Below are 23,188 nucleotides of genomic sequence, written 5' to 3' on the forward strand. Positions count from 1 at the left end.
CGCAGGCTCCGTGATGCGCCAGGGCGATGCGTTCGTCGTCAAGGTGAACGACTTCGTCACCCGCGCAACCGCCGTGCAGCCGGCTCTCGGCTTCACCTCCGATTTCGTCAACGCGGGCCAGATCGGCTCCGACACAATCCGCCCGGGCGACACGCTTTCGCTGTCGATCTGGGAAAACGTCGATGACGGGCTTCTGGCCAGCAAAGGCGCCAACGCGACCCAGCTGCAGCAGGTGCAGGTCGACGGCGCGGGCTTCATCTTCGTGCCCTATGCGGGCCGCATCAAGGCCGCGGGCAACACGCCCGACGGGCTGCGTCGCATCATCACCACCAAGCTCGATGCGCAGACCCCGGACCCGCAGGTTCTGGTGTCCCGCGTGGCGGGTGACGGGGCGACCGTGTCGGTCATGGGCGCAATCAACGGTCAGGGCGTCTACCCGATCGAGCGGCCGACGCGCACGCTCTCGGCGATGATCGCGCGCGCCGGTGGTGTCGGCATCCCCGCCGAAGTCGCACGTGTCACCGTCAAACGGGGCAGCCGCTCGGAATCGGTCTGGCTGAAGGACCTCTACGAGAACCCGAAGATGGATATCGCACTGCGCAATGGCGACGTGATTCTGGTCGAGAAAGACCAGCGCGCCTTCACTGCGCTCGGCGCGACAGGCACGCAATCGCGCGTCCCCTTCGAGACCCAGACCCTCTCGGCGCTCGAGGCGATCGCGACCGTGGGGGGGCTGCAGTCGAACCTCGCCGATCCGACCGGTGTTTTCGTCCTTCGCAACGAGCCTGCCGAGATCGCGGACAAGGTTCTGGGGCGCTCCGATCTGGTCGGCGATCAGCGCATGATCTACGTGCTCGACCTGACCCAGCCCAACGGCATGTTCATGGCGCGCGATTTCGCGATCCGCGACGGAGACACAGTCTACGTCACCGAGGCGCCCTTCGTGCAGTGGCAGAAGACGCTCTCGGCCCTTACCCAGCCGCTGGGAACGGTGAACACGCTCAACACGCTTGCCGGGAACTGATGCACCGCGACAGCGAACACGAGGCCGCCGGGACGATTCCCCGGCGGCTTTTTTTCTACAATGGCGGCGTGCTGCGACAGCCGCGCCTGCGCCAGATCTTGCGGGCGGCGGGCCACACCCCGCGCCTTGGCGTCCCCGGCCCCGAAGACGGCGTGATCGTCTGGGGCCGGTCGCCCTATGCGGCGCGCGGCGAGGCGGTGGCCGCGAAACGCGGTGTGCCGCTGATCCGGATGGAGGATGCGTTCCTGCGCTCGATCCAGCCGGGCCGGACCGGCGCGCCGCCTTTGGGCCTGATCCTCGATCCGATGGGCGTGCATTTCGACAGCGCCCAGCCCTCGCGGCTCGAATATCTCCTTGCGACCGAGCCGCTCGACGATAGCGCCATCTTGCAGCGGGCCCGCGACGGGATCGCCCGGCTGAAGGCCTCAGACCTGTCGAAATACAACAATTCCGACCCGGACCTTCCCGTCCCCGATCCGGGCTACGTTCTGGTTATCGACCAGACGCGGAACGATGCTTCGATCGCCCATGGCAGGGCGACAGCGGCGACATTTCGGGAGATGCTGGCCTATGCTCGGATCGAAAACCCCGGCGCGCGCATCTTGATCAAGACCCACCCCGAAACCCGCGCCGGCCTTCGCCCGGGCCACTACAGCCGGGAGGATTGCGACGCGAATTCCGAGATTTACGACGCGCCCGTATCCCCTTGGCAGCTACTCGAGGGCGCCATCGCGGTCTATACCGTCTCGTCGCTGATGGGCTACGAGGCGATCCTCGCAGGCCACAAGCCCCGCGTCTTCGGGCAACCATTCTACGCAAGCTGGGGCCTCACGCAGGACGAAACCCCCGTGCCGCGCCGGTCGCGTAGCCTGACCCGCGCGCAAATCTTCGCAGTGTCGCATATCCTCGCGCCGATCTGGTTCGATCCTTGTCGCAAGCGCCAGTGCAGCTTTGAGGAAGCGGTGGATCAGCTTGAGGCCGAAACCCGGGCCTATCGCGAGGATCGGCGGGGCTATGTCGCGGGCGGCATGTCGATCTGGAAACGTCCGCATCTGCGCAAAATTTTCGGCCGCCACGGACCGCTGCGCTTTAGCGAGACGCCCGACCCTGCGCGTCCCTTCCTGTATTGGGCTTCGCGTGAGGCACCTGCCAACAGCACACCGATCCGTGTTGAAGACGGCTTCCTCCGCTCGCGGGGCCTCGGTGCAGAACTCGTGCCGCCGCTATCGTTGATCGCGGATCGGACCGGCATCTATTACGACCCGACCCGACCCAGTGATCTGGAAGCGTTGATCTCCCGGCCCCTGCCCCCGGGCGGCGAGGCTCGCGCGCGCAAGCTCATCGACCGGATCACCGCGAACAAGCTGACAAAATACAATCTCGGCGGCGCGCTTCCCAATCTGCCAGAGGGCCACAAAATCTTGTTGCCGGGGCAAGTCGAAGACGACGCCTCGATCCGGCTCGGCGCGGGGGAGACTTGCACAAATGCGATGCTTTTGGAGAGGACCAGGGCCGAAAACCCCGATTCAGTCATCCTTTTCAAACCTCATCCCGATGTCGTCGCTGGCCTCCGCCCCGGCGCGGTACCCGACGATGTCGCCAAGACCTGCGCCGACCTGATCCTGCCCGACGCCGACACCGCCGCGCTGATCGAAGCGGTGGACGAGGTCTGGACCATGACCTCCGGTCTCGGCTTCGAGGCGTTGCTGCGCGGCAAAGCCGTCACGACGCTCGGTGCGCCCTTCTATGCCGGGTGGGGGCTGACGCGCGATCTCGGGCCAGTGCCCGCGCGCAGAACGGCGCGCCCCGATCTGCTGCACCTCGCCCATGCCGCGCTGATCGCCTATCCGCGCTACCTCGACCCGGTGAGCGGCCTTCCCTGCCCGGTCGAGGTCGCTCTGGATCGCCTGAGCGAGGGCCGCGCCCTGCCTCGTGGACCGCTCAACCGGATCGGCGCGAAGCTGCAGGGGGTGTTCGCGTCCTACGCGTGGGTCTGGCGCCGCCAGCGGTGAAGCAGGTCGTCGCCAATCGGGCGGCTCTCGACCAGCCGGTAGCGCGGTGCACAAGCCAACTCACTCACCCCCATATCGCCAACCCCGGCGCGACCATCCGCGCCCAGCACCATGCCCGCCGTGAAGCCGACCAACTCGTCCACCAGCTCCGCATTGATCAAAGAGGCCGCGAACTTCCCGCCGCCTTCGCAGAACACGCGGGTCAGGCCGAACCCGGCCAGAGCCTCCATTAGCGCCAGCGGATCGAGACCGCCGCCAACTGTCTCGGCCACTTCGATCAATTCCGCCCCCGCATCGCGCCAGAAGGCTTTCCCCTCCTTGGGCGCCGCCCCTCCGTGGATCAGCCAGAGCGGCGCGGCGTCCAGTGACCCAGCAAGCCGATTGCGCGGGAGATTGAGCCTTGCAGACGCCACGATCCGCAGCGGCTGGCGCAAGGGCGTGAAGCTGCGCACGGTCAGCAGCGGATCATCGGCCCGCGCGGTGCCGCCGCCCACCATGACCGCATCGAATTCTGCGCGCATGGCATGGACGAGCGCACGCGATTCTGGCCCGGTGATCCACTGGCTCTCACCTGTGGAGGTGGCGATACGTCCGTCGAAACTGCTGGCGAGCTTGAGCGCGAGCCACGGCCGGGCGCGCGTGACGCGTGACAGGAAGCCGGCTTGCAGCTCACGCGCCTCCGCCTCCATGAGCCCGGTCTCCACTGCGACTCCGGCGTCGCGCAACATCGTATGGCCGCCGCCCGAGACCCGCGGATCGGGGTCTTCCATCGCCGAGACGACCCGCGCCACGCCGGCCTCTGACAGAGCCAGCGCGCAGGGCGGCGTCTTTCCGTAATGGGCGCAAGGTTCCAGCGTGACATAGGCAGTCGCGCCGCGCGACGCCTCCCCCGCTTGCGCGAGCGCACGCACCTCCGCATGGGGCCGCCCGCCCGGTTGGGTCCAGCCGCGCCCTATGACGCGGCCATCCTTCACGATCACGCAGCCTACGACCGGGTTCGGCCAGACATTGCCAAGGCCCCGGCGCGCGAGCGTCAGGGCCATGGACATGAACCGCCGGTCGTTCTGGGTCACTCCGGGTCGCCCGCCCCCGGCGGACGCAATTCGGAGACGAACTTGTCGAAGTCGTCCGCTTCCTGGAAGTTCTTGTAAACGCTGGCAAACCGGACGTAGCCGACCGTGTCGATCCGCGCGAGCGTCTCCATCACGATCTCGCCGATCACCTTCGAGGAGATGTCGGTCTCGCCCATGCTTTCCAGACGCCGCACAATCCCGGAGATCATCTGGTCGATCCGCTCGGGTTCGACGGGGCGCTTCTGCATCGCGATCCGGATCGAGCGTTCGAGCTTGTCGCGGTCAAAATCCTCACGCTTGCCAGAGGTCTTGATCACCACGAGATCGCGCAGCTGAACGCGTTCGTAGGTGGTAAACCGACCGCCGCAGGCCGGGCAGAACCGACGTCGCCGGATCGCGACGTGATCTTCCGCCGGGCGGCTATCCTTCACCTGAGTATCGACATTTCCGCAAAATGGGCAGCGCATTCGCTTTCCCCCGTTCGTTGTCCCGCCTCACGATAGGGTCTGCATGCCCCCCTTATCCACAAGACCTTAGCCTAGCGTCGATCGTTTGGGTAGGAAAAATCTGCCGCCCCCAGATGTCGCGGCAGGCTGTGGCGAATGAGACTCAGCGCAGGAGCGCCATGACCTCGCGACGGTGCGCACGGCTTCGATGTTCGAAAAGGTAAATTCCCTGCCACGTACCGAGCGTCATACGCCCGGAAATGACAGGAATCTGCAAGCTTACGGGTAGAAGCACCGACTTGATATGCGCCGGCATATCGTCCGGGCCCTCATAGGTATGGGTGAGGTAGGACATGCTCGGGTCGGTCGAGGGCGGCACCAGCCGATGAAAGAATTCGGTCAGATCGGTGCGGACCTCCGGATCGGCATTCTCCTGGATCGCGAGGCTCGCCGAGGTGTGGCGGATGAAGAGGGTGAGCAACGCCTCCTCCGCATCGGCCCGCGCGACCCAAGCCGCGACGTCGCGCGTGAACTCGTAAAGACCCGGGCCCGTCGTCGCGATCTCGAACCGATGATGCATCAGCTTTTCGGCGCCGGACGCGCCTCGGACCGATCGGTCGCGACGATCGCGAGGCATTCGGGATTGATGTTCATGATCTTGCGCTCCTTTGCCCAGACGGCGTCTGCCTCGGATGCACTGAGGCCGCGCTTGACCATGGCCTGGGGCTGCGGCGTTCCATCCCCCACCCCAGACACCACCGAATAAGTGCCGCCACCCTCTTCCTGCACGTAGAGGAAACAGGTGCCCGCTTGATCCATGCGCGGCGCGCCCGGTTGCATCGTGCCGACCTGACACGCGGCGAGAACGAGAGGGGTAAGCAGAAGAAGGCGGCTCATGGGGGGCTCCGTCGAAGTTTCATCAAGCCTAGCAACTGCTTGCGTGACGCGAAAGTGGCGATCACCCGACCCTGTCAGCTCAAGGCATGTGCATCAAACCGTTCATGGTGCAGCCCAGCGGCGCGAGGTCGGCTTCGACTGCCGCCTTGTGCGTGTTGTATTCGACGTTATGAGCGTCGATCGCCGCTTGGCTCGGGGCGTGACCGGACTCGCGCTGCGCCTTGGTCTCGGTCTCGAGGCGCGCGGCCTCGGCCTGATGGTCGCTGGCGAAGATCGCCTTGGCCTTTTCCCAATTCTGCGAGATCTCGTCTTGGCTCTCCCCTTCGCAGGTGAAAAGATAGACCAGCTTCGCGGGCTTGTCCGGAATGTAGAATTGCGCGCGCTCGGCCGCATGAGCGGAACCGGCAGCCAGCAGCGCGGTCACGATAAACGTCATGAAGGTTTTCATACGCCCCTCCCCCGGATGACATGAAAACGCCCCCAAAATCGGGGGCGCTTCAAATTGGTTAGGCTTACTGGTCGAGGAACGAGCGCAGCTTGCGCGAGCGGCTCGGATGCTTGAGCTTGCGCAGTGCCTTTGCCTCGATCTGTCGGATACGTTCGCGAGTGACCGAGAACTGCTGGCCCACCTCTTCGAGCGTGTGGTCGGTGTTCATGCCGATGCCGAAGCGCATCCGCAGAACCCGCTCCTCGCGTGGGGTGAGCGAGGCCAGAACCCGCGTCGTCGTTTCCTTCAGGTTCTCCTGAATGGCACTGTCGAGCGGCAGAACGGCGTTCTTGTCCTCGATGAAATCGCCAAGCTGGCTGTCTTCCTCGTCGCCGATCGGCGTCTCGAGGGAGATCGGCTCCTTGGCGATCTTCATCACCTTGCGGACCTTCTCGAGCGGCATCTGCAGCTTGTCGGCCAGTTCCTCCGGCGTCGGCTCGCGGCCGATCTCGTGGAGCATCTGGCGACCGGTGCGGACCAGTTTGTTGATCGTCTCGATCATGTGGACCGGGATACGGATGGTGCGCGCCTGATCCGCGATCGAGCGGGTGATCGCCTGACGGATCCACCACGTCGCATAGGTCGAGAACTTGTAGCCGCGGCGGTATTCGAACTTGTCCACCGCCTTCATCAGGCCGATGTTACCTTCCTGGATCAGGTCGAGGAATTGCAGGCCGCGGTTGGTGTATTTCTTCGCGATCGAGATCACGAGACGAAGGTTCGCCTCGACCATCTCTTTCTTGGCCTGACGGGCTTCTTTCTCGCCCTTCTGGACCTGCTGCACGATACGGCGGAATTCGGAGATATCGACACCGACATACTGACCGACCTGAGCCATCTCGGCGCGCAGCTCTTCGACCTTGTCGGCGGAGCGCTCGAACAGGGCCTGCCATGCGCGGCCCGACTTTGCCTGCATCCGCTCGGACCAGCTCGGGTCGAGCTCGTAGCCGCGATACTCTTCGATGAATTCGCGACGGTTGATGCGAGCCTGATCGGCGAGCTTCACCATTCCGCTGTCGATCGACATGATCTTGCGGTTGATACCGTAGAGCTGGTCGATCAGCGCTTCGATCCGGTTGTTGTGCAGGTGAAGCGAGTTCACCAGTTCGACGATCTCGGAGCGCAGTTTCTGATATGCGGCTTCCTCGGTGACCGAGAAAGAGCCATCCTCGTTCAGCGTCGCCGACATCCGCAGGTCCTGCATCTCGGCAAGCAGCGCGTAATCACCAGCGATCAGCTCGAGCGTCTCGAGAACGCGCGGCTTCAGCGCGGCTTCCATCGCGGCGAGCGACAGGTTCGCGCCTTCATCCTCGTCGTCATCGTCGGACTGGATCGGGTTGCCGTCGGCGTCGAGTTCGGGCTCCGACTTGCCGCTGTCGTCGTCCGATTTCGGCTCGCCCTCGACGGCGGGCCCTTCGATCTCTTCCTCTTCGCCTTCGACTCCTTCGAGCGAATTGCCGAAAGTGGTCTCGAGGTCGATCACGTCGCGCAGGAGAATTTCTTCGTTGAGAAGTTCATCGCGCCAGATCGTGATTGCCTGGAAGGTCAGCGGGCTTTCGCAAAGCCCCGCAATCATCGTGTTGCGGCCAGCCTCGATGCGCTTGGCGATGGCGATTTCGCCCTCGCGGGAGAGCAGCTCGACCGAGCCCATCTCGCGCAGGTACATCCGTACCGGGTCATCGGTGCGATCGAGCGTTTCCGAGGTGGTGGTCGACACCGCGACTTCGCGCGATCCGGACCCGGTCGTCGCGACCTGGCCGCCCTGGCTGCTGCCCTCTTCCTCGTCGGCTTCTTCCGCCTCGATGACGTTGATGCCCATCTCCGAGAGCATCGACATCACATCCTCGATCTGGTCACCGGAGACCTGATCTTGCGGCATCACCTTGTTGAGTTGGTCATAGGTGATGAACCCACGTTCCTTCGCCTCGGCGATCATCCGCTTCACGGCGGCCTGACTCATGTCGAAGGACGTCGCGTCGTCGCTCGGGGTGTCGGATTTATTGTCGTCGATGTCTTTGGCGGCCATGTGGGCTCCTCGGTCAGGGCTTGGTTGTGCTCAAGCTATGACGAAAGCGAATCATATCTCGTCTGTGTATCGAATCGCAGCGGCGAATCACAGGGGCGCGAGGGGCTGTGGACATAAAGTTGATACTGAATGTGTCCGCAACAATTCGCTTTCCCATAATCCGAAGGCCCGCTGCCATCCGGCTCATTGTTTCTTACGCCAGATTTCCCCGTCGATCATGGCCTGAAGCGTCGCGGACAGCGCCGCCTGATCTTCGCCCATATCGGAGGAGTCCTCCAGTTTCGATCTCTCGGCGCGATGGCGCAGCGATGCTGCTTGCGCCAGACGCCATGTCACGCCTTCGTCGGCAAGCCCCGCCAAATCCTCCATAGCGTCGGCGACCTCTTCGCGCACGGCGCGAGCGGCGTTCAGCTTGGCCAATTCCTCGGTCAGGCACATGCGTGCCAGATCGAGGTTCTCGGCGTTGCGAACCGGGGGGGCAGAGCGCAAATGGGGCAGGTTCAACAGCTTTTCAAGGTCAGCCGCCATTTCCGCGTACAGGTTTTTCGCGATTTCCGGGGCGGGTGCGGCCACATGCATAAGCATCCGGTGTCGTAGCCGGTCATGTGTCTCATCGCGCAGTGGAATGGCTTCGAGTTCCGCTTCGAATTCCGCGATCAGGGCCGGATGCGTGACGCAGATGCCGAGGATCATCGCTTCGCGCAGATGCTCTGCCACGTCGTTCGGCGCTGTCGCGAGCAATGAGGAGCGCGTCTCGGGCAAGGCAGGCGGCGGCGCACCGAAACGGCCTTTGCCGCGCTTGCCGCCAGAGCCGAAACCGCCTGGGATAAAACCGCCACGCGAAGGCTGCGCCCCGCCCGGAGAATGTCCCTGTGGACCGCCTTGGGGACCGGTGCCAAACAGCTCCCAACGCAGGCGCTTTATTTCGTCGCCGTAATGGCCCCGGATCGAGGGATCCTGAATGCGCGAAATCGCGGCGCGCAGGCTCTTGTCCAAGGCAGCGCGGCGTTCGGGACTGTCGAAGACCTTGCCCTCGGTCTCGCGCTGCCACAGCAGCGAGACCATCGGCTTTGCCTCGGACAGGATCGTCTCCATCGCCTCGCGCCCCTGCTTGCGGATCACGTCATCCGGGTCGAGCCCCGGCGGCATGATCGCGAAACGCACGCCCTTCCCGGCCTCCAGCAACGGCAGGGCGAGATCGATCACCCGCAGCGCCGCGCGCAGACCGGCCGTATCGCCGTCGAGCGCGATGATCGGCTCGTCATGGATGCGCCACATCAGGCGCAGCTGATCTTCGGTGATCGCGGTGCCCAGCGGCGCGACAGCCCCGCCGAAGCCACCCTCGACCATGGCGATCACATCCATATAGCCTTCGCAGACAACAAGCGGCGCGCCCTTGCCGCAGGCTTCACGCGCAGGGCCGTGGTTATAGAGCGAGCGCCCCTTGTCGAAGAGCGCGGTCTCGGGCGAATTGAGATATTTCGCCGGATCGTTCGGATCCATCGCGCGCCCGCCGAAGGCGATGCAGCGACCGCGCGGATCGCGGATCGGAAAGATGATACGGTTGCGGAAGACGTCGAAGGGCTCGCGCCCCTTCTGGCTCTCCTTCGCGAGGCCGGCGCCCTTGATCAGGTCGTCGGAAATTCCCTTCGCCTTGAGCGCATCGCGCAGCCCCTGCCAACCGGGCGGGGCGAAGCCGATCTCGAAACGGTCGATGGCGGGTTTGTTCAGGCTGCGACCGGCCAGATAGTCGCGCGCGGCGTTTCCGGCCTGCGTGTTCAGGTGAAGGCGGAAATACTTCACCGCCTCTTCCATCACGTTGACCAGCTCAGTACGCAGATCGGCCTTCTCCTGCGCCATCGGATCGCGGGCGGGCATCTGCATCCCGGCCTCGCGGGCGAGAATTTCCACCGCCTCCATGAAGCTGACATTCTCGGTCTCGCGCACGAAGCTCAGCGCGTCGCCCTTCGCGTGGCAGCCGAAGCAGTAGTAATAGCCCTTGCGATCATCGACATGGAACGAGGCCGATTTTTCCTGGTGGAACGGGCATGGCGCCCACATGTCGCCCTTCGCCTGGTTCGACTTGCGCATATCCCAAATGACCTTGCGCCCCACGACCTGAGCGATCGAGGAACGGCTGCGCAATTCGTCGAGAAATCCGGGCGGCAAACTCATGGCCTCTATATTGGCCCCAAGCCCGGCAGAGTCGAGAGGAGGCGCAGAGCTACCCACAGCTTTCGCGCCACTCGCGGCCATGAACTTTGCGTCAGCGAAAGCCGCAGACCGCATAATTCCAGACAGGTTAACCTAGTTTAAACGACTCGGTTCCAAAGACAGGGCTTGCCCTCTCAGGGCCGCGCGATTGACCCACTTTTGGGAAACGGTGGCGCCCCGGAAGTCGCATTTCACAGTTAAAGCACAACAATTCCATGAAGTTAGACAAGGTTTTGCCTTAATTTCGCCGTAGGAATTACGGAGCTTAGTTCGGTGTTTTTTTGCGAGTTTTCTCCGCTGGCGGCGAGGCCAACTGACATGGAGAAGGAGGTCTGGATGAGGGACAAATACGGACAGAACGGCTTGGCACGCCGTATCGAGAACGCGCGCGCTCGAATGGGGCGGTTCGCGCAGGATGAAGATGGAGCGGTCTTCATCTTCAGTCTGCAGGTCCTGATCGTGCTGATGGTCATTGGCGGCATCGCGATCGACTTCGTGCGCCAGGACGAACGCCGTACGCTCATCCAAAGTTCGCTCGACCGAGCCGCTCTCGCGGCAGCCAATCTGGATCAGACGCTCGACCCTGCGCTCGTGGCAAAGGATTACCTTTCCACGAGCGGCCTCGACTATCTCAACATCCAACCCGAAGTCGAAGAGGGCGCGCAGAAGGAATATCGCCGCGTGTCGATGACCGCGCAGGATGACATGCCGACGATCTTCGGCGACCTGATCGGCTTCGGCGTCAAATCCTTCCGCTCGAACACCCACGCGCAAGCCGAGGAATCGATCGGCAATGTCGAGATTTCGATGGTGCTCGACGTGTCAGGTTCGATGGGCCAGACCGATTCCGGCTCCTATTACGGCGTGACGAAAATCGCATCGCTGCGCGATGCCGCGACGAATTTCACGAAGAAGATGTTTGACAACGTGCAACCGCCCGGGGCGCCCGCCGGACGCCTTTCCATCTCGATCGTGCCCTACAACCAGCAGGTCTCTCTCGGCCCCGATCTGGCCTCGGCCTATAATCTTTCGACCGATCACAGCTACAACACCTGCGCCGACGTGCAACTTCAGGGCTTCAACAGCGTGAGCCTGCCGACCTCCGGGTTGCAGCGCACCATGTATGGCTGGAGCTACGATTTCGTCGGCCAGAACATGTATGTCCAGAAGCGCATCAGCGATTCAGGCGAGAACTGCTACGAGCACAGCTACGGCGACATCATGGCATTCGAGGACAACCAGAGCGATATTCTCAACAAGATCTCTTCGCTGCGCGCAGGCGGCGACACCGCGATCGACATCGGGGCCCGCTGGGGCTTTGCGCTGCTCGACCCGTCGGCGAAACCGGCCGCCACGGCGCTGGTCGAGGCTGGAACGATTTCGTCTGACGTGGCCGACCGCCCCCTGCCCTATCCCGCCACCGGGCTGAGCGTCGACGAACGCTCGATGAAGGTGATGATTCTGATGACCGATGGTCAGAACACGCGCTCCTTCTCGACACGGATGCAGTATCGGACCGGCAATTCCGGCCTTTATTCGACGGTGAGTTCGACGTCGTTCAACGATGACTACACGACCATGTCGAAAATGTACTGGTTCTCTCAGGAACGTCAGGATCTGGGCGAAAAGCCTTATTACTCTTTCGCCGATCGCAACTGGTATGCGCCCGAGGAGATCGGCGATACGACCACGAAGTGGGTCTATGGAAGCTATTGCACCACCGACTACTGGGGGCGCGAATCCTGCTCGTATGGCTGGTACCAGGAAAAACAGTTCGTTCACCGCGACCTGAACGCGATCGACTGGCGTACGATCTGGAGCAAGGGGTGGTCGCTCCAATACGTGATTCAGACCTTCCTCCTGCCGCCGCGCCAGCGCCTCGATCCGGAGGAATCCGTGGCGTCGATTTACGATGAGATGGCTATCTCTTCGATGTTCTCGGAGAAGGACAAGAACCTGCACGACGTCTGCAAGGCCGCGAAAGACAAGGAAATCATCGTCTTTACCGTCGCCGTTGATGCTCCCCAGAGCGGCAAGACCGCACTGGCCGACTGCAGCTCCGGCCCGAGCTACCAATACGACGTCGACTCCGCCAATCTCGCGGATGCGTTTTCCTCGATCGCGACGCAGATCTCGACTCTGCGCCTGACCAACTGACCGGGGAACGCAGAGCATGGCATCGAGGCAGAGACATAAGCGAGCTTTCCTGAGGGCGGAGGACGGGGCGGTGACGATCCCCGCCCTGTTATGGATCGTGTTCCTGATCTTCTTCATGTTCGCCGGGATCGAGCTGGGCGTGATCTTCATCAAGCAGACCCTGCTGACCCGCGCGACCGAAGCCACGAGCCGCATCGTCCGTATCGGCAACTACTCCAGCATCGACGAAAAGACGCTGCGCCATGAAATCTGCAAACAGGCAGGCTTCTTCGGCAGCACCTGCATGAATCGGGTTTCCGTCGAGATGTTTCAGGTGGACAAGACCGACTGGACGTCCTCCATCGCCAACCATCCGGTGCGCTGCGAGGATTTCTCGGACGTGACCAAGCCGCCACCTGCCGGCACGCTGGAGGCCGCCATTCCCGATCAACTGATCCTCGTGCGGGTCTGTTTGCGCGAGAAACCGATGATGCTGGAAGACTTCATCGCCCAGGCTTTCCTGAAGGCATCGCCGGTCGGCGCGGATGGCGATTACGCTCTGGTTGCAACGACCGCGATCGTGATCGAACCGGCGGTCGCTTCAACCGCTGGCAGTGGAGGAACCTGAGCGATGCTGATGCCAAAGTTGCGCAATCTGCTCCACCGTTTCCGCAAGGACGAAACCGGCTCCATCCCGATCGAGGGGCTTCTGGCCTTCATCATGCTGTCGGGCTGGCTGATCCTGTCGATCGAAATCTATGACGTATTCAAGATCCGCGGCGCCGCGACCCGGGCCAATGTGACGGTCTCGGACCTGATCTCGCGCGAGCGCGATCCGATCGGCCCCAAATACGTCGCGGGCATCAAGAAAGTGTTCGACTTCACGACCGGCAATAATGACCCGTCGCGCAGCTGGATTCGCGTGACGTTGGTGAGATGCTGGGACGATCCGCTGGATTTGGGCCACACCTGCAACGATCCTGCCGAAGGCAGCGACGCGAAAAAGGTACAGCTGGAAGATTCCTACGCGACCGGGTTGGCGCAAAGCTACACGCAGGAGGCGCTCGACCTGGAAGCGGATCGCATTCCGATCCTCGCCGCGGGCGATCAGGCGTTGATCGTGGAGACCTCCTACGCCTACGACCTGCCGTTCAAGCTGTCCGAGGCCTACAAGGCCTATCTCGCATCGATCGGCAAAGACCCGAGCAAGCATTTCGTGGGCTTCCACGACGCGATCTCGTTCGACAATTTCATCGTAACCCGGCCGCGCGTCGCCCGCCTGACGTGGCTTGACGATCACTGAGGCGCTGCGCGACCGTGGCCCTCAGTGGTGGTCGCGCCAGCGATTGACGATCGGGTAGCGGCGATCCAGCCAGAAGGCCTTGCTCGAGAGACGCGTGCCAGGCGCGGACTGGTGACGCTTCCATTCCGAGATATAGAGCAGATGCTCGACCTTCTTGACGGTGTCGCGATCGTAGCCTTCGGCAACGAGATCGGCGACCGATGCGTCGCCCTCCACCAGTCCTTCGAGAATACCATCCAGTACCGGATAGGGCGGCAGGCTGTCCTCGTCCTTCTGGTCGGGGCGCAGTTCCGCGGAGGGCGGCTTGTCGATGATCGCGCGCGGGATCACCTCGCCCTCGGGGCCCTTCATCCATTCGCGGTGATTGGCGTTGCGCCAGCGGCAGGTCTCGAAGACGCGGGTCTTGTAGAGATCCTTGATCGGATTGTAGCCGCCCGCCATGTCGCCGTAGATCGTCGCATAGCCCACGGCCATCTCGGACTTGTTGCCGGTGGTCAGAAGCATCTCGCCGAACTTGTTCGACAGCGCCATCAGCATCACACCGCGCAGGCGCGACTGGATGTTTTCCTCGGTCACGTCGGGCTGAGTGCCCTCCATCAGATGGGCAAGCGCATCCGAGACCGCATCGCGCGCCCCGTCGATCCGCACCGTGTCGAGGCGCATCCCCTGCCGCGTCGCCAGATCGGCCGCGTGATCGAGCGATCCCTGCGAGGTGTATTCCGAGGGCAGCATCACGCAATGCACGGCCTCCGGCCCCAGCGCGTCCGCTGCGATTGTCGCGACCAGCGCGGAGTCGATCCCGCCCGACAGGCCGAGAACGACCTTGGAGAAGCCCGACTTGCGCAGGTAATCACCGAGGCTTTCGACCATGGCGCGGTAGTCCTGCTCCCATTCCGAGGGCTGCGGATCGTCCCGGCCCGCAACGCAGGCCCAGCCCTCACCGTCACGCTCGAAATCGACATGGTCGATGATCTCGTCGAAAGGCGCGAATTGCGCGGCCAACTGGCCGTGACAGTTCAGCACGAAGCTCGCCCCGTCGAAGACCTGATCGTCCTGTCCGCCGACCGAGTTGAGATAGGCGAGCGGCAGCCCGGTCTCGACCACGCGCGCGACCATGTGGGTCATCCGTACGTCGAGCTTGTTGCGGTGATAGGGCGAACCGTTCGGCACGATCAGGATCTCGGCCCCGGTCTCGGCCAACGTCTCGGCCACATCCGGATGCCACGCATCCTCGCAGATCGGCGTCCCGATGCGCACGCCGTTGATCGCGTAGGGCCCGGAGATCTGGCCGGTATCGTAGATGCGATACTCGTCGAAAATCCCGTGATGCGGCAGATCGTGCTTGAGCATCCGCGCGACCAGCGCGCCGTCTTTCCAGACCCAATAGGCGTTATACTGCCCCTGCTCCGTCCAGTAGGGCCCGCCGATGCCCAGCGCTGGGCCATCGGAAATCCGCGCGCCCAGCGCCTCCATCGCGGCGACCGCGTCGCGCACGAAGGCGGGCTTCGCGATCAGGTCCTGCGTCTGGTAGCCGGTCAGGAACATCTCGGGTAGCACGACCATGTCGGCGCCTGCGCGCTTGCCCTCCTGCCATGCGGCGAAGGCCTTATCGGCATTGGCCTCCAGCGCGCCCACGGTGGGGTTGAGCTGGGCCATGGTGAGGCGGAAACGATCGGCCATAAGCGTCCTCGGGGCTGTTATCGCCCCCTCATTTAGCAGAAAACGATGGGGTGAAAAGGGGATGGCTGCCCTGCATTCGCCGCCCCTTCCCTTACGCGGACCCGACACGACCGCCCTGCCCGCTTGTCAGGCTACCCCCGCGCAATTAACCTTTCCCCAAGCCCGGCAGAGCGCGAATCCACGCGCTCGCGAGACCGGGGCACAGGCAGCACCATCAGGGGGCACCATGGCAGGCGCGCAGCTTCGCATCGCGACATTGGCAGTTCTGATCGGATGCGCCGCGCAGATCGCGCCGGCGCAAGAGGTCATCACCAAGCAATACGACGACGGCGGCCTCTACAAGGGCACCTTCACCGATGGCAAGCAGGACGGCTACGGCAGCTACAAGCTTCCCTCGGGCTACGAATACGAAGGCCAATGGGTGATGGGCGAGATCAAGGGCGAGGGCCGCGCGCGCTTCCCCAACGGCTCGGTCTACGAGGGCCAGTTCGACCACGGCAAACCCAACGGCAAGGGCAAGATCACCTTCGCCGATGGCGGCACCTACGAGGGCGACTGGCTCAACGGTCAGATCACCGGCACCGGCACCGCGCATTACGCCAACGGCTCGGTCTATAAGGGCCAGTTCCGCAACGCGATGCATGACGGCAAGGGCACGCTCGAGAGCGCGAACGGCTATCGCTACGAGGGCGACTGGCTAGGCGGCGTCAAGCAAGGCATGGGCAAGATCACCTATCCCGACGGCTCTACCTACGAGGGCCAGATGGCGCATGGCCAGCGCGACGGCATCGGCACGCTCACAATGGCGGACGGGCTGACCTATGTCGGCGAGTGGAAGGCCGGCCAGATGAACGGCCGCGGCACGCTCACCCAACCCAATGGCGACGTCTATGAAGGCCAGATGGTCAACGGCAAGCGTCACGGGACCGGCAAGGTCACCTATGCCAATGGCGACACTTACGAAGGCGAGTTCCTCCTCGACAAGCGCCACGGCACCGGCACCTTCCACGGCAAGGACGGCTACGTATACACGGGCCAGTGGAAGGAAGGCCGAATCGAAGGTCAGGGCAAGGTGAAATACCCCGACGGCTCGGTCTACGAGGGCAGCTTCAAGAACGACCTGCCCGACGGTCAGGGCAAGATCACCTATCCCGACGGCTCCAGCTACGAGGGCGGCTGGGCGCATGGCGTCATACAGGGCACCGGCACGGCGCGCTACGCGAACGGGCTCGTCTACGAGGGCGAGTTCAAGAACGCGCGCAATGACGGGAAGGGCAAGATGACCTACCCGGACGGCTACAGCTACGAGGGCGATTGGGTGAACGGGCAGCGCGAGGGTCAGGGCGTCGCGCGCTATGCCGACGGCACGACCTACGAGGGCGGTTTCAAGAACGGCCAGCGCGACGGAACCGGCAAGCTGACCATGCCCGACGGGTTCACTTATGAGGGCCAGTGGCGCAACGGTGCGATCGACGGGCAAGGCCGCGCAACCTATGCCAATGGCGACACCTACGAGGGCAGCTTCGCGAATGGCAAGCGCGAGGGGCAAGGCACGATGACCTACGCCTCCGGGAACGTCGCGAGCGGCGAGTGGTCGAATGACAAGCTCCAGGATACCAGCGCGCCTGCGACGCAGCCGACGCCCGATGCCAGTGCCGAGACACCACCAGCCCCGGCGAACGAACCGGACGCGCAATCCGCTCCGTCTGCAAACTGATCCGGACGCGAGACCGGGCCGAGCGCCCTACAAGGCCTCGCCCCTGTCGAGCTTCTCCAGCAGCGCCTCCGCCGTCTTCAGTTTGGCCTCACGGGTCTCTGTCTTCTGCTTGTCCCAGTTGCGATAGACCAGCCCCATGCGCGGATTGCCCTCGAACCGGTCGCGATGCCGGTCGAGGAAATGCCAGTAAAGGCTGTTGAACGGGCAAGCTTTTTCCCCGTCCTTCGCCTTCACGTCATAGGCGCAGCCGCCGCAGTAATCGGACATCTTGTCGATATAGGCGCCCGAGGAAATGTAAGGTTTCGAGGCCACCACTCCGCCATCGGCGAACTGGCTCATCCCCGCCGTGTTCGGCGCCTCCACCCATTCATAGGCGTCGATATAGACGGCGAGATACCAGTCCTGCACTTGGCGCGGGTCGATGCCTGCCAGCAGCGCGAAACTGCCCGTGACCATCAGCCGCTGGATATGATGCGCATAAGCCAGATCGCGGGTCTGCCCGATCGCGGCCTTCATGCAGGCCATCTCCGTCTCGCCCGACCAGTAGAACCACGGCAGATCGCGCTTGTGGTTGAGCGCGTTACGTGAGGTGTAATCCGGCCCTTCGAGGAAATAAATGCCGCGCATGTATTCCCGCCAACCGAGAATCTGCCGGATGAACCCTTCCACCGAATTGATCGGCGCGTCCCCCGCCTTGTACGCCTCTTCCGCGGCCTTGCAGACCTCCAGCGGCGAAAGCAGCCCGAGATTGATGCTCGACGACAGGATCGAGTGATGCAGCAGCCGGTCCTCGGCCAACATCGCATCCTGATAGGTCCCGAAATCGTGCAGATTATGGGCGATGAAATGCTCCAGCGAGCGTTCGGCCTGCGCGCGACTGACCGGCCAGTTGAATTCGTCGAGCGATCCGAAATTATCGGGAAATTCCGCCTCGACCATCTCGAGCACCTCCTGCACGAGCGCATCATTGCGGAAGGTCGGCGCGGGCTCGCGGAACAGGTCGGGCTGGGCGGGCTTGCGGTTCTCCTTGTCAAAATTCCATTCGCCGCCCGCCGGGTCGTCACCTTCCATCAAGAGCCCCGTTTCGCGACGCATCTCGCGGTAGAACCACTCCATCCGGAGCTCCTTGCGCCCCTCGGCCCAGTCCGCGAAGCGCTTTTCAGAGCAGATAAAGCGATCGTCGGGCAGTTGCCGGATCTTGATCGGCGCGCTCTCGAAGGCCTGACGCAAGCGCCATTCGCCGGGGGCGAGTGTGATGACCTCGTCGGCCCCCTCTTCTTCGGCGCGGCGCGCGAATTCGCCAACCAACGAGCCCGCGTTGTCGTCATCGGTCAGCTTGGTGTAGCGGACCTGCCAGCCATCGCGCTCCAACTCGTCGGCGAAGCGGCGCATCGCGGCGAAGGTCAGCGCCAGCTTCTGCTTGTGATGGCCGGTATAGGTCGCTTCCTCGCGCACCTCGGCCATCACGACCACGTCCGCGCTCTTGTCGCCGCAGCGCAAAGCCGCGCCGTCATGGCTCAGCTGATCGCCCAGCACCGCGATCAGCTTAGTCATAGATCATCTTCCGGGTCATGCCGCCATCGACGACCAGCACCTGCCCCGTCACGAAGCCCGCATCAGCGAGGTAGAGCACGGCCTCGGCAATGTCACTCGGCTCACCCACACGGCCCACGGGATGCTGCGCGTGATCCGCTTCGCCCAAGGCCTCGCCGCTCGAATTGATCCAGCCGGGCGCGATCGCGTTGACCCGCACCTCCGGCCCAAGGCTCACCGCCATCGCATGGGTCAGTGATGTAACGCCGCCCTTCGCCGCCGCATAGGCGAAGGTATCGGGCTCGGATTGCAGCGCGCGCGTCGAGGCCATGTTGACCACTGCCCCCTGCCCTTTGCGCAAGGCGGGCAGCGCCTCGCGCGCCATCAGGAACGTCCCGGTCAGATGCGGGTCGATCCACTTGTGCCACGCCTCCAGCGTCAGCTCCTCCAACGGTCCGCATTCGGGATCGGCCGGCCCACCATTGTTCACCAGCAGATCGAGCGTCTCGAACCCGGCCTCGGCGACCGCAGACCGAACATCGTCTTCGCTCCCCAAATCACAGCGGATCGCCTGCAAGCCTTCGCGCGCCTCCAGCGGGCCGATATCCAGATCGAGCGCCGCGACCTGCCAGCCGCGATCCAGCAGCGCCTCGGTGATGGCGCGACCGATGCCGCGCGCGGCGCCGGTGACGATGGCGTTTCGGGTTACCATGGAATCTCCTTGCCTGCGTAGTCGTAAAAGCCGCCCGATTGCGCGGGCGTCAGCGCGCCCAACACATCCAGCAACCGGCGCGCGGCGTCTTCGGGGGCGAGCTTGTCGCGCGGGTAATCGGCGGTAAAGGGGGTGTCTACCGTGCCCGGATGCAGCGCCGCGATCACGAGCTGCTTGTGAGAGCGCCCCAGCTCGATCGCCGCGCCATGCAGCAGCTGGTTCAGGGCCGCTTTCGAGGTCCGATAGCTATACCAACCGCCCAAACCGTTATCGCCGATCGAGCCGACCCGCGCCGAAAGCGCCGCGAACCGTGCGGGCTTGTCCCGGGGCAGAAGGCGGGCTGCATGTTTCAAGACCAGCGCCGGACCCATCGCGTTCACGGCGAACTGGCTCTGCAATTCCTCGGGGGTCAGACGCGACAAGGCCTTTTCCGGCGTACCGAGCGCGCCCGAGGCCACGAAGATCAGATCGACCGGCTCGTCGATCCCGCGCAGCCCCGCCTCGACCGCGCGTTCATCCGTGACATCGAACGCGTCGCGCGACCGCGACAGCCCCGTCACCGCGAAGCCGCGCGCCTCCAGCTCCGCCCGGATCGCCGCGCCGATCCCGCCCGTATCTCCGATCACGATTGCCTGACCTGCCACTGTCGCCTCCGTTATATGCGCCCAAAGGCTACGCGGCCCCGCCTCCAGCGGTTCCTTTTTTGCTTTTCATTTATTACTTGGCGCCTATAGTGCCCCTCATGACACGGGTTAAGCATATTCAACTCACCGCAGCCGGGGCGCTCGCCCAAGGCGCGATGCCCCGTGGTCTCCTTCTTCTTAGCAGCCTCTGAGCGTGCCTTCGGGCGCGAACGCTCAGGGGTAGCCAGCGCCCGGACAACTCCCGAAAGCCACCGCGCAATGCTGGCCTTCGGGCCCAAGTAACGCTAAGAGCCAAGACGAAAGAGACTAGCAGATGGCCCAGACCATGATCGACAAAAACCGCGTTCTGATTTTCGACACGACCCTGCGTGACGGCGAGCAATCGCCGGGTGCGACGATGACCCATGACGAGAAGCTCGAAATCGCCGATCTGCTCGACGAAATGGGCGTGGATATCATCGAGGCCGGCTTCCCGATCGCCTCCGAGGGCGATTTCGAAGCCGTCAGCGATATAGCGAAACGCGCCAAGTTCTCGACCATTTGCGGGCTCGCCCGCGCGAGGCTGCCTGATATCGACCGCTGCTGGGAAGCCGTGCAGTACGCGAAATCGCCGCGCATCCACACTTTCATCGGCACCTCGCCGCTGCACCGCGCGATCCCGAACCTGACGATGGACGAGATGGCCGACGTGATCCACGAGACCGTCAGCCACGCGCGCAACCTGTGCGACAACGTGCAGTGGTCGCCGATGGACGCGACCCGGACCGAGCATGACTATCTCTGCCGCGTCGTCGAAATCGCGATCAAGGCGGGCGCCACCACGATCAACATCCCCGACACGGTGGGCTATACCGCGCCGGTCGAATCCGCCGACCTGATCCGGATGCTGCTCGAGCGCGTGCCGGGCGCCGACGAGATCATCTTCGCGACGCACTGCCACAACGATCTGGGCATGGCGACGGCGAACGCGCTGGCCGCGGTCGATGCAGGCGCGCGCCAGATCGAATGCACGATAAACGGTCTGGGTGAGCGCGCGGGCAACACCGCGCTCGAAGAGGTGGTGATGGCGATGAAGGTTCGTCAGGACATCATGCCCTACCAGACCCATATAGACACGACGAAGATCATGAACATCTCGCGCCGCGTGGCGCAGGTGTCAGGCTTCCCGGTGCAGTTCAACAAGGCGATCGTCGGCAAGAACGCCTTCCTGCACGAAAGCGGCATCCACCAGGATGGCGTGCTGAAGAATGTCGAAACCTTCGAGATCATGAAGCCCGCCGATATCGGCCTCAACGAGGCGAATATCGCGATGGGCAAGCATTCGGGCCGCGCCGCGCTGCGCGCCAAGCTCAAGGATCTCGGCTACGAGCTGGGCGATAACCAGCTCAAGGACGTCTTCGTCCGCTTCAAGGCGCTGGCCGACCGCAAGAAGGAAATCTACGACGAGGACCTGATCGCGCTGATGACCGACAGCGCCGCGAACACCGCCGACGACTACCTGCAGGTCAAATGGCTGCGCGTGGTCTGTGGCTCGGACGGTCAGGAAGCCGAGCTGAAGATGCTCGTCGATGGTGAGGAGAAATCCAGCAAGTGCCAGGGCGACGGCCCGGTCGACGCGGTCTTCAACTGCGTCAAGGAAATCTACCCGACGCAAGCCAAGCTAAAGCTATATCAGGTGCACGCGGTCACCGAAGGCACCGACGCGCAGGCGACCGTTTCGGTGCGCCTCGAGGAAGATGGGCGGATCGGCACCGGGGCCGCGTCGGACACCGACACGATCCTCGCGAGCGTGAAGGCCTATGTCGGCGCACTCAACCGCCTGCGCTTCCGCAGCCAGAAAACCGCGCCCGACGCGGACGTGAAAACGGTGAGCTACAAGCTCTGAGCCCACCGCCAGTTGCACAGCTTTCGGGCAGCCCGAGAACGGCTGCCCGTTTTCATGTCGACCCGGCGCGATTTTCCCGTTTTCAGCACGATTTCGTGACGCATCGTATATCTGCAATTTCAAGCGCATTTCCGCGGGGAAATCCGCCCGAAATGTTGAAAAAGGTCAATCGCTTGGCCTTGCCTCAGCGGATAACCGCAAGGGGGCTTCGCCTACGGCGCAAATCCGCTTCCCCGTAAGGGCCGCTTTGACTATACGAGGCGCGGGCCGTGGCTTGGCGCGAGTCGCGGTATTTCTAAGAAATTTGGGATGGGACAGGCGTAATATGGTTGGTGGGATCTTCTCCTCGGACATGGCGATCGACCTCGGGACGGCGAACACGCTGGTCTATGTCAAAGGCAAAGGGATCGTGCTGAACGAGCCCTCGGTGGTCGCCTATCACGTCAAGGACGGCAAGAAGCAGGTGCTGGCGGTCGGTGAAGACGCCAAGCTGATGCTCGGCCGGACCCCCGGCTCTATCGAGGCGATCCGCCCGATGCGCGACGGCGTCATCGCGGATTTCGACAGCGCCGAGGAAATGATCAAGCATTTCATCCGCAAGGTGCACAAGCGCTCGACCTTCTCGAAGCCGAAGATCATCGTCTGCGTTCCGCATGGCGCCACCCCGGTGGAGAAGCGCGCGATCCGTCAGTCGGTTCTCTCGGCAGGTGCGCGCCGCGCCGGCCTGATTGCAGAGCCGATCGCGGCCGCCATCGGTGCGGGCATGCCGATCACCGACCCCACGGGTTCGATGGTGGTCGATATCGGCGGCGGCACGACCGAGGTCGCGGTCCTTTCGCTGGGCGACATCGTCTATGCGCGCTCGGTGCGCGTGGGCGGCGACCGTATGGACGAGGCGATCATCTCCTACCTGCGCCGCAACCAGAACCTTCTTGTGGGCGAATCCACCGCCGAGCGGATCAAGACCACGATCGGTACCGCGCGGATGCCCGATGACGGGCGCGGGATGAGCCTTCACGTGCGCGGCCGCGACTTGTTGAACGGCGTGCCGAAGGAAACCGAGATCACGCAGGCCCAGGTCGCCGAGGCGCTGTCCGAGCCGGTCCAGTCGATTTGCGACGCGGTGATGCAGGCGCTCGAAACCACCCCGCCGGACCTCGCCGCCGACATCGTCGACCGTGGCGTGATGCTGACGGGGGGCGGTGCGCTTCTGGGCGAACTCGATCTGGCGCTGCGCGAGCAGACCGGCCTTTCGATTTCGATCGCCGACCAGTCGCTCAACTGTGTTGCGCTCGGCACCGGCAAGGCGCTTGAATATGAAAAGCAGCTTCGCCACGTCATTGACTACGACAGCTGAGCCGGGCCCGGGATTGCACCACGCCCGGCCAGTGATCTGACC

The 23,188-nt window shown here is 63.6% G+C and carries 19 protein-coding genes; 8 read left to right on the forward strand and 11 right to left on the reverse strand.

Annotated elements, in window-relative coordinates:
* Positions 1–13 precede the first annotated feature (13 nt).
* The gene (locus B6V76_RS09065; RefSeq protein WP_088719702.1) at positions 14–1,024 is read left to right on the forward strand and encodes a polysaccharide biosynthesis/export family protein; all 1,011 of its coding nucleotides are present in this window, start codon (positions 14–16) and stop codon (positions 1,022–1,024) included.
* Positions 1,024–3,036, forward strand: a complete 2,013-nt coding sequence (locus B6V76_RS09070) for a capsular polysaccharide biosynthesis protein (RefSeq protein ID WP_088727257.1) — start codon at positions 1,024–1,026, stop codon at positions 3,034–3,036. The genes B6V76_RS09065 and B6V76_RS09070 overlap by 1 nt, the downstream gene beginning before the upstream one ends.
* Here B6V76_RS09070 and ribD read toward each other — a convergent pair.
* From ribD to dnaG, 7 genes are all read right to left on the reverse strand, one after another.
* Positions 3,006–4,109 carry a bifunctional diaminohydroxyphosphoribosylaminopyrimidine deaminase/5-amino-6-(5-phosphoribosylamino)uracil reductase RibD gene (ribD, locus tag B6V76_RS09075; protein ID WP_088727258.1) on the reverse strand — a complete coding sequence of 368 codons (1,104 nt, stop codon included), beginning with the start codon at positions 4,107–4,109 and terminating at the stop codon, positions 3,006–3,008. The two genes, B6V76_RS09070 and ribD, sit on opposite strands and share 31 nt — an antisense overlap.
* On the reverse strand, positions 4,106–4,576 hold the full coding sequence (gene nrdR / locus B6V76_RS09080) for a transcriptional regulator NrdR (RefSeq protein ID WP_075774214.1): 471 nt from the start codon (positions 4,574–4,576) through the stop codon (positions 4,106–4,108). Before nrdR ends, ribD begins: the two co-directional genes overlap by 4 nt.
* A 142-nt stretch (positions 4,577–4,718) precedes the next feature.
* Positions 4,719–5,135, reverse strand: coding sequence for a secondary thiamine-phosphate synthase enzyme YjbQ (locus tag B6V76_RS09085; protein WP_088719699.1), 417 nt, complete (start codon positions 5,133–5,135; stop codon positions 4,719–4,721).
* The gene (locus B6V76_RS09090) at positions 5,135–5,452 is read right to left on the reverse strand and encodes a hypothetical protein (protein ID WP_088727259.1); all 318 of its coding nucleotides are present in this window, start codon (positions 5,450–5,452) and stop codon (positions 5,135–5,137) included. The genes B6V76_RS09085 and B6V76_RS09090 overlap by 1 nt, the downstream gene beginning before the upstream one ends.
* A 79-nt stretch (positions 5,453–5,531) precedes the next feature.
* Positions 5,532–5,900 carry a hypothetical protein gene (locus B6V76_RS09095; protein ID WP_088727260.1) on the reverse strand — a complete coding sequence of 123 codons (369 nt, stop codon included), beginning with the start codon at positions 5,898–5,900 and terminating at the stop codon, positions 5,532–5,534.
* A gap of 64 nt (positions 5,901–5,964) precedes the next feature.
* Positions 5,965–7,965, reverse strand: coding sequence for an RNA polymerase sigma factor RpoD (gene rpoD / locus B6V76_RS09100; protein WP_088719696.1), 2,001 nt, complete (start codon positions 7,963–7,965; stop codon positions 5,965–5,967).
* 183 nt (positions 7,966–8,148) lie between these two features.
* Entirely contained in the window at positions 8,149–10,140 is a 1,992-nt protein-coding gene (gene dnaG / locus B6V76_RS09105) for a DNA primase (RefSeq protein ID WP_088727261.1), read from the reverse strand.
* A 375-nt stretch (positions 10,141–10,515) separates the two neighbouring features.
* Here dnaG and B6V76_RS09110 point away from each other — a divergent pair, with 375 nt between their 5' ends.
* The 3 genes from B6V76_RS09110 (at position 10,516) to B6V76_RS09120 (ending at position 13,618) form a co-directional block, all read left to right on the forward strand.
* The gene (locus tag B6V76_RS09110) at positions 10,516–12,336 is read left to right on the forward strand and encodes a TadE/TadG family type IV pilus assembly protein (RefSeq protein WP_088727262.1); all 1,821 of its coding nucleotides are present in this window, start codon (positions 10,516–10,518) and stop codon (positions 12,334–12,336) included.
* 70 nt (positions 12,337–12,406) lie between these two features.
* Entirely contained in the window at positions 12,407–12,943 is a 537-nt protein-coding gene (locus tag B6V76_RS09115; protein WP_088727263.1) for a hypothetical protein, read from the forward strand.
* A 3-nt stretch (positions 12,944–12,946) separates the two neighbouring features.
* Positions 12,947–13,618 carry a hypothetical protein gene (locus B6V76_RS09120; RefSeq protein WP_088727264.1) on the forward strand — a complete coding sequence of 224 codons (672 nt, stop codon included), beginning with the start codon at positions 12,947–12,949 and terminating at the stop codon, positions 13,616–13,618.
* Between the two features lie 21 nt (positions 13,619–13,639).
* Here B6V76_RS09120 and B6V76_RS09125 read toward each other — a convergent pair whose 3' ends face one another.
* The gene (locus tag B6V76_RS09125) at positions 13,640–15,298 is read right to left on the reverse strand and encodes an NAD+ synthase (protein ID WP_088727265.1); all 1,659 of its coding nucleotides are present in this window, start codon (positions 15,296–15,298) and stop codon (positions 13,640–13,642) included.
* A 226-nt stretch (positions 15,299–15,524) separates the two neighbouring features.
* On the opposite strand from B6V76_RS09125, the gene B6V76_RS09130 reads away from it, so the two are divergent.
* The gene (locus tag B6V76_RS09130; RefSeq protein ID WP_088727266.1) at positions 15,525–17,015 is read left to right on the forward strand and encodes a 2-isopropylmalate synthase; all 1,491 of its coding nucleotides are present in this window, start codon (positions 15,525–15,527) and stop codon (positions 17,013–17,015) included.
* Between the two features lie 27 nt (positions 17,016–17,042).
* On the opposite strand, the gene B6V76_RS09135 is transcribed toward B6V76_RS09130, so the two are convergent.
* From B6V76_RS09135 to B6V76_RS09145, 3 genes are read right to left on the reverse strand one after another with little or no spacing between them, the layout of a single operon-like run.
* Positions 17,043–18,569, reverse strand: a complete 1,527-nt coding sequence (locus B6V76_RS09135; RefSeq protein WP_088727267.1) for a cryptochrome/photolyase family protein — start codon at positions 18,567–18,569, stop codon at positions 17,043–17,045.
* On the reverse strand, positions 18,562–19,260 hold the full coding sequence (locus tag B6V76_RS09140) for an SDR family oxidoreductase (RefSeq protein WP_088725701.1): 699 nt from the start codon (positions 19,258–19,260) through the stop codon (positions 18,562–18,564). Before B6V76_RS09140 ends, B6V76_RS09135 begins: the two co-directional genes overlap by 8 nt.
* Complete coding sequence (locus B6V76_RS09145) at positions 19,254–19,904, reverse strand: SDR family NAD(P)-dependent oxidoreductase (RefSeq protein WP_088727268.1); 651 nt, start codon at positions 19,902–19,904, stop codon at positions 19,254–19,256. Before B6V76_RS09145 ends, B6V76_RS09140 begins: the two co-directional genes overlap by 7 nt.
* A gap of 325 nt (positions 19,905–20,229) precedes the next feature.
* Between B6V76_RS09145 and B6V76_RS09150 the strand changes: the two genes are divergently transcribed.
* Both B6V76_RS09150 and B6V76_RS09155 read left to right on the forward strand, forming a co-directional pair.
* Positions 20,230–21,789 (forward strand): 2-isopropylmalate synthase, encoded by a 1,560-nt coding sequence (locus tag B6V76_RS09150; protein WP_088727457.1) that lies wholly within the window; start codon positions 20,230–20,232, stop codon positions 21,787–21,789.
* A 325-nt stretch (positions 21,790–22,114) separates the two neighbouring features.
* Complete coding sequence (locus B6V76_RS09155; protein ID WP_038064670.1) at positions 22,115–23,146, forward strand: rod shape-determining protein; 1,032 nt, start codon at positions 22,115–22,117, stop codon at positions 23,144–23,146.
* The last annotated feature ends 42 nt before the right edge of the window (positions 23,147–23,188 follow it).

Source organism: Thioclava sp. IC9 (assembly GCF_002213225.1).
GTDB lineage: Bacteria > Pseudomonadota > Alphaproteobacteria > Rhodobacterales > Rhodobacteraceae > Thioclava > Thioclava nitratireducens.

Bases quoted from the DNA above. Each gene is read 5' to 3' on its own strand.
- B6V76_RS09110 (WP_088727262.1), top strand. From the start codon at position 10,516: ATGAGGGACAAATACGGACAGAACGGCTTGGCACGCCGTATCGAGAAC.
- B6V76_RS09085 (WP_088719699.1), bottom strand. From the start codon at position 5,135: ATGCATCATCGGTTCGAGATCGCGACGACGGGCCCGGGTCTTTACGAG.
- B6V76_RS09135 (WP_088727267.1), bottom strand. From the start codon at position 18,569: ATGACTAAGCTGATCGCGGTGCTGGGCGATCAGCTGAGCCATGACGGC.
- nrdR (WP_075774214.1), bottom strand. From the start codon at position 4,576: ATGCGCTGCCCATTTTGCGGAAATGTCGATACTCAGGTGAAGGATAGC.
- B6V76_RS09130 (WP_088727266.1), top strand. From the start codon at position 15,525: ATGGCAGGCGCGCAGCTTCGCATCGCGACATTGGCAGTTCTGATCGGA.
- B6V76_RS09070 (WP_088727257.1), top strand. From the start codon at position 1,024: ATGCACCGCGACAGCGAACACGAGGCCGCCGGGACGATTCCCCGGCGG.
- B6V76_RS09125 (WP_088727265.1), bottom strand. From the start codon at position 15,298: ATGGCCGATCGTTTCCGCCTCACCATGGCCCAGCTCAACCCCACCGTG.
- B6V76_RS09065 (WP_088719702.1), top strand. From the start codon at position 14: ATGCGCCAGGGCGATGCGTTCGTCGTCAAGGTGAACGACTTCGTCACC.
- rpoD (WP_088719696.1), bottom strand. From the start codon at position 7,965: ATGGCCGCCAAAGACATCGACGACAATAAATCCGACACCCCGAGCGAC.
- B6V76_RS09090 (WP_088727259.1), bottom strand. From the start codon at position 5,452: ATGAGCCGCCTTCTTCTGCTTACCCCTCTCGTTCTCGCCGCGTGTCAG.
- B6V76_RS09150 (WP_088727457.1), top strand. From the start codon at position 20,230: ATGATCGACAAAAACCGCGTTCTGATTTTCGACACGACCCTGCGTGAC.
- B6V76_RS09120 (WP_088727264.1), top strand. From the start codon at position 12,947: ATGCTGATGCCAAAGTTGCGCAATCTGCTCCACCGTTTCCGCAAGGAC.
- B6V76_RS09095 (WP_088727260.1), bottom strand. From the start codon at position 5,900: ATGAAAACCTTCATGACGTTTATCGTGACCGCGCTGCTGGCTGCCGGT.
- dnaG (WP_088727261.1), bottom strand. From the start codon at position 10,140: ATGAGTTTGCCGCCCGGATTTCTCGACGAATTGCGCAGCCGTTCCTCG.
- B6V76_RS09140 (WP_088725701.1), bottom strand. From the start codon at position 19,260: ATGGTAACCCGAAACGCCATCGTCACCGGCGCCGCGCGCGGCATCGGT.
- B6V76_RS09155 (WP_038064670.1), top strand. From the start codon at position 22,115: ATGGTTGGTGGGATCTTCTCCTCGGACATGGCGATCGACCTCGGGACG.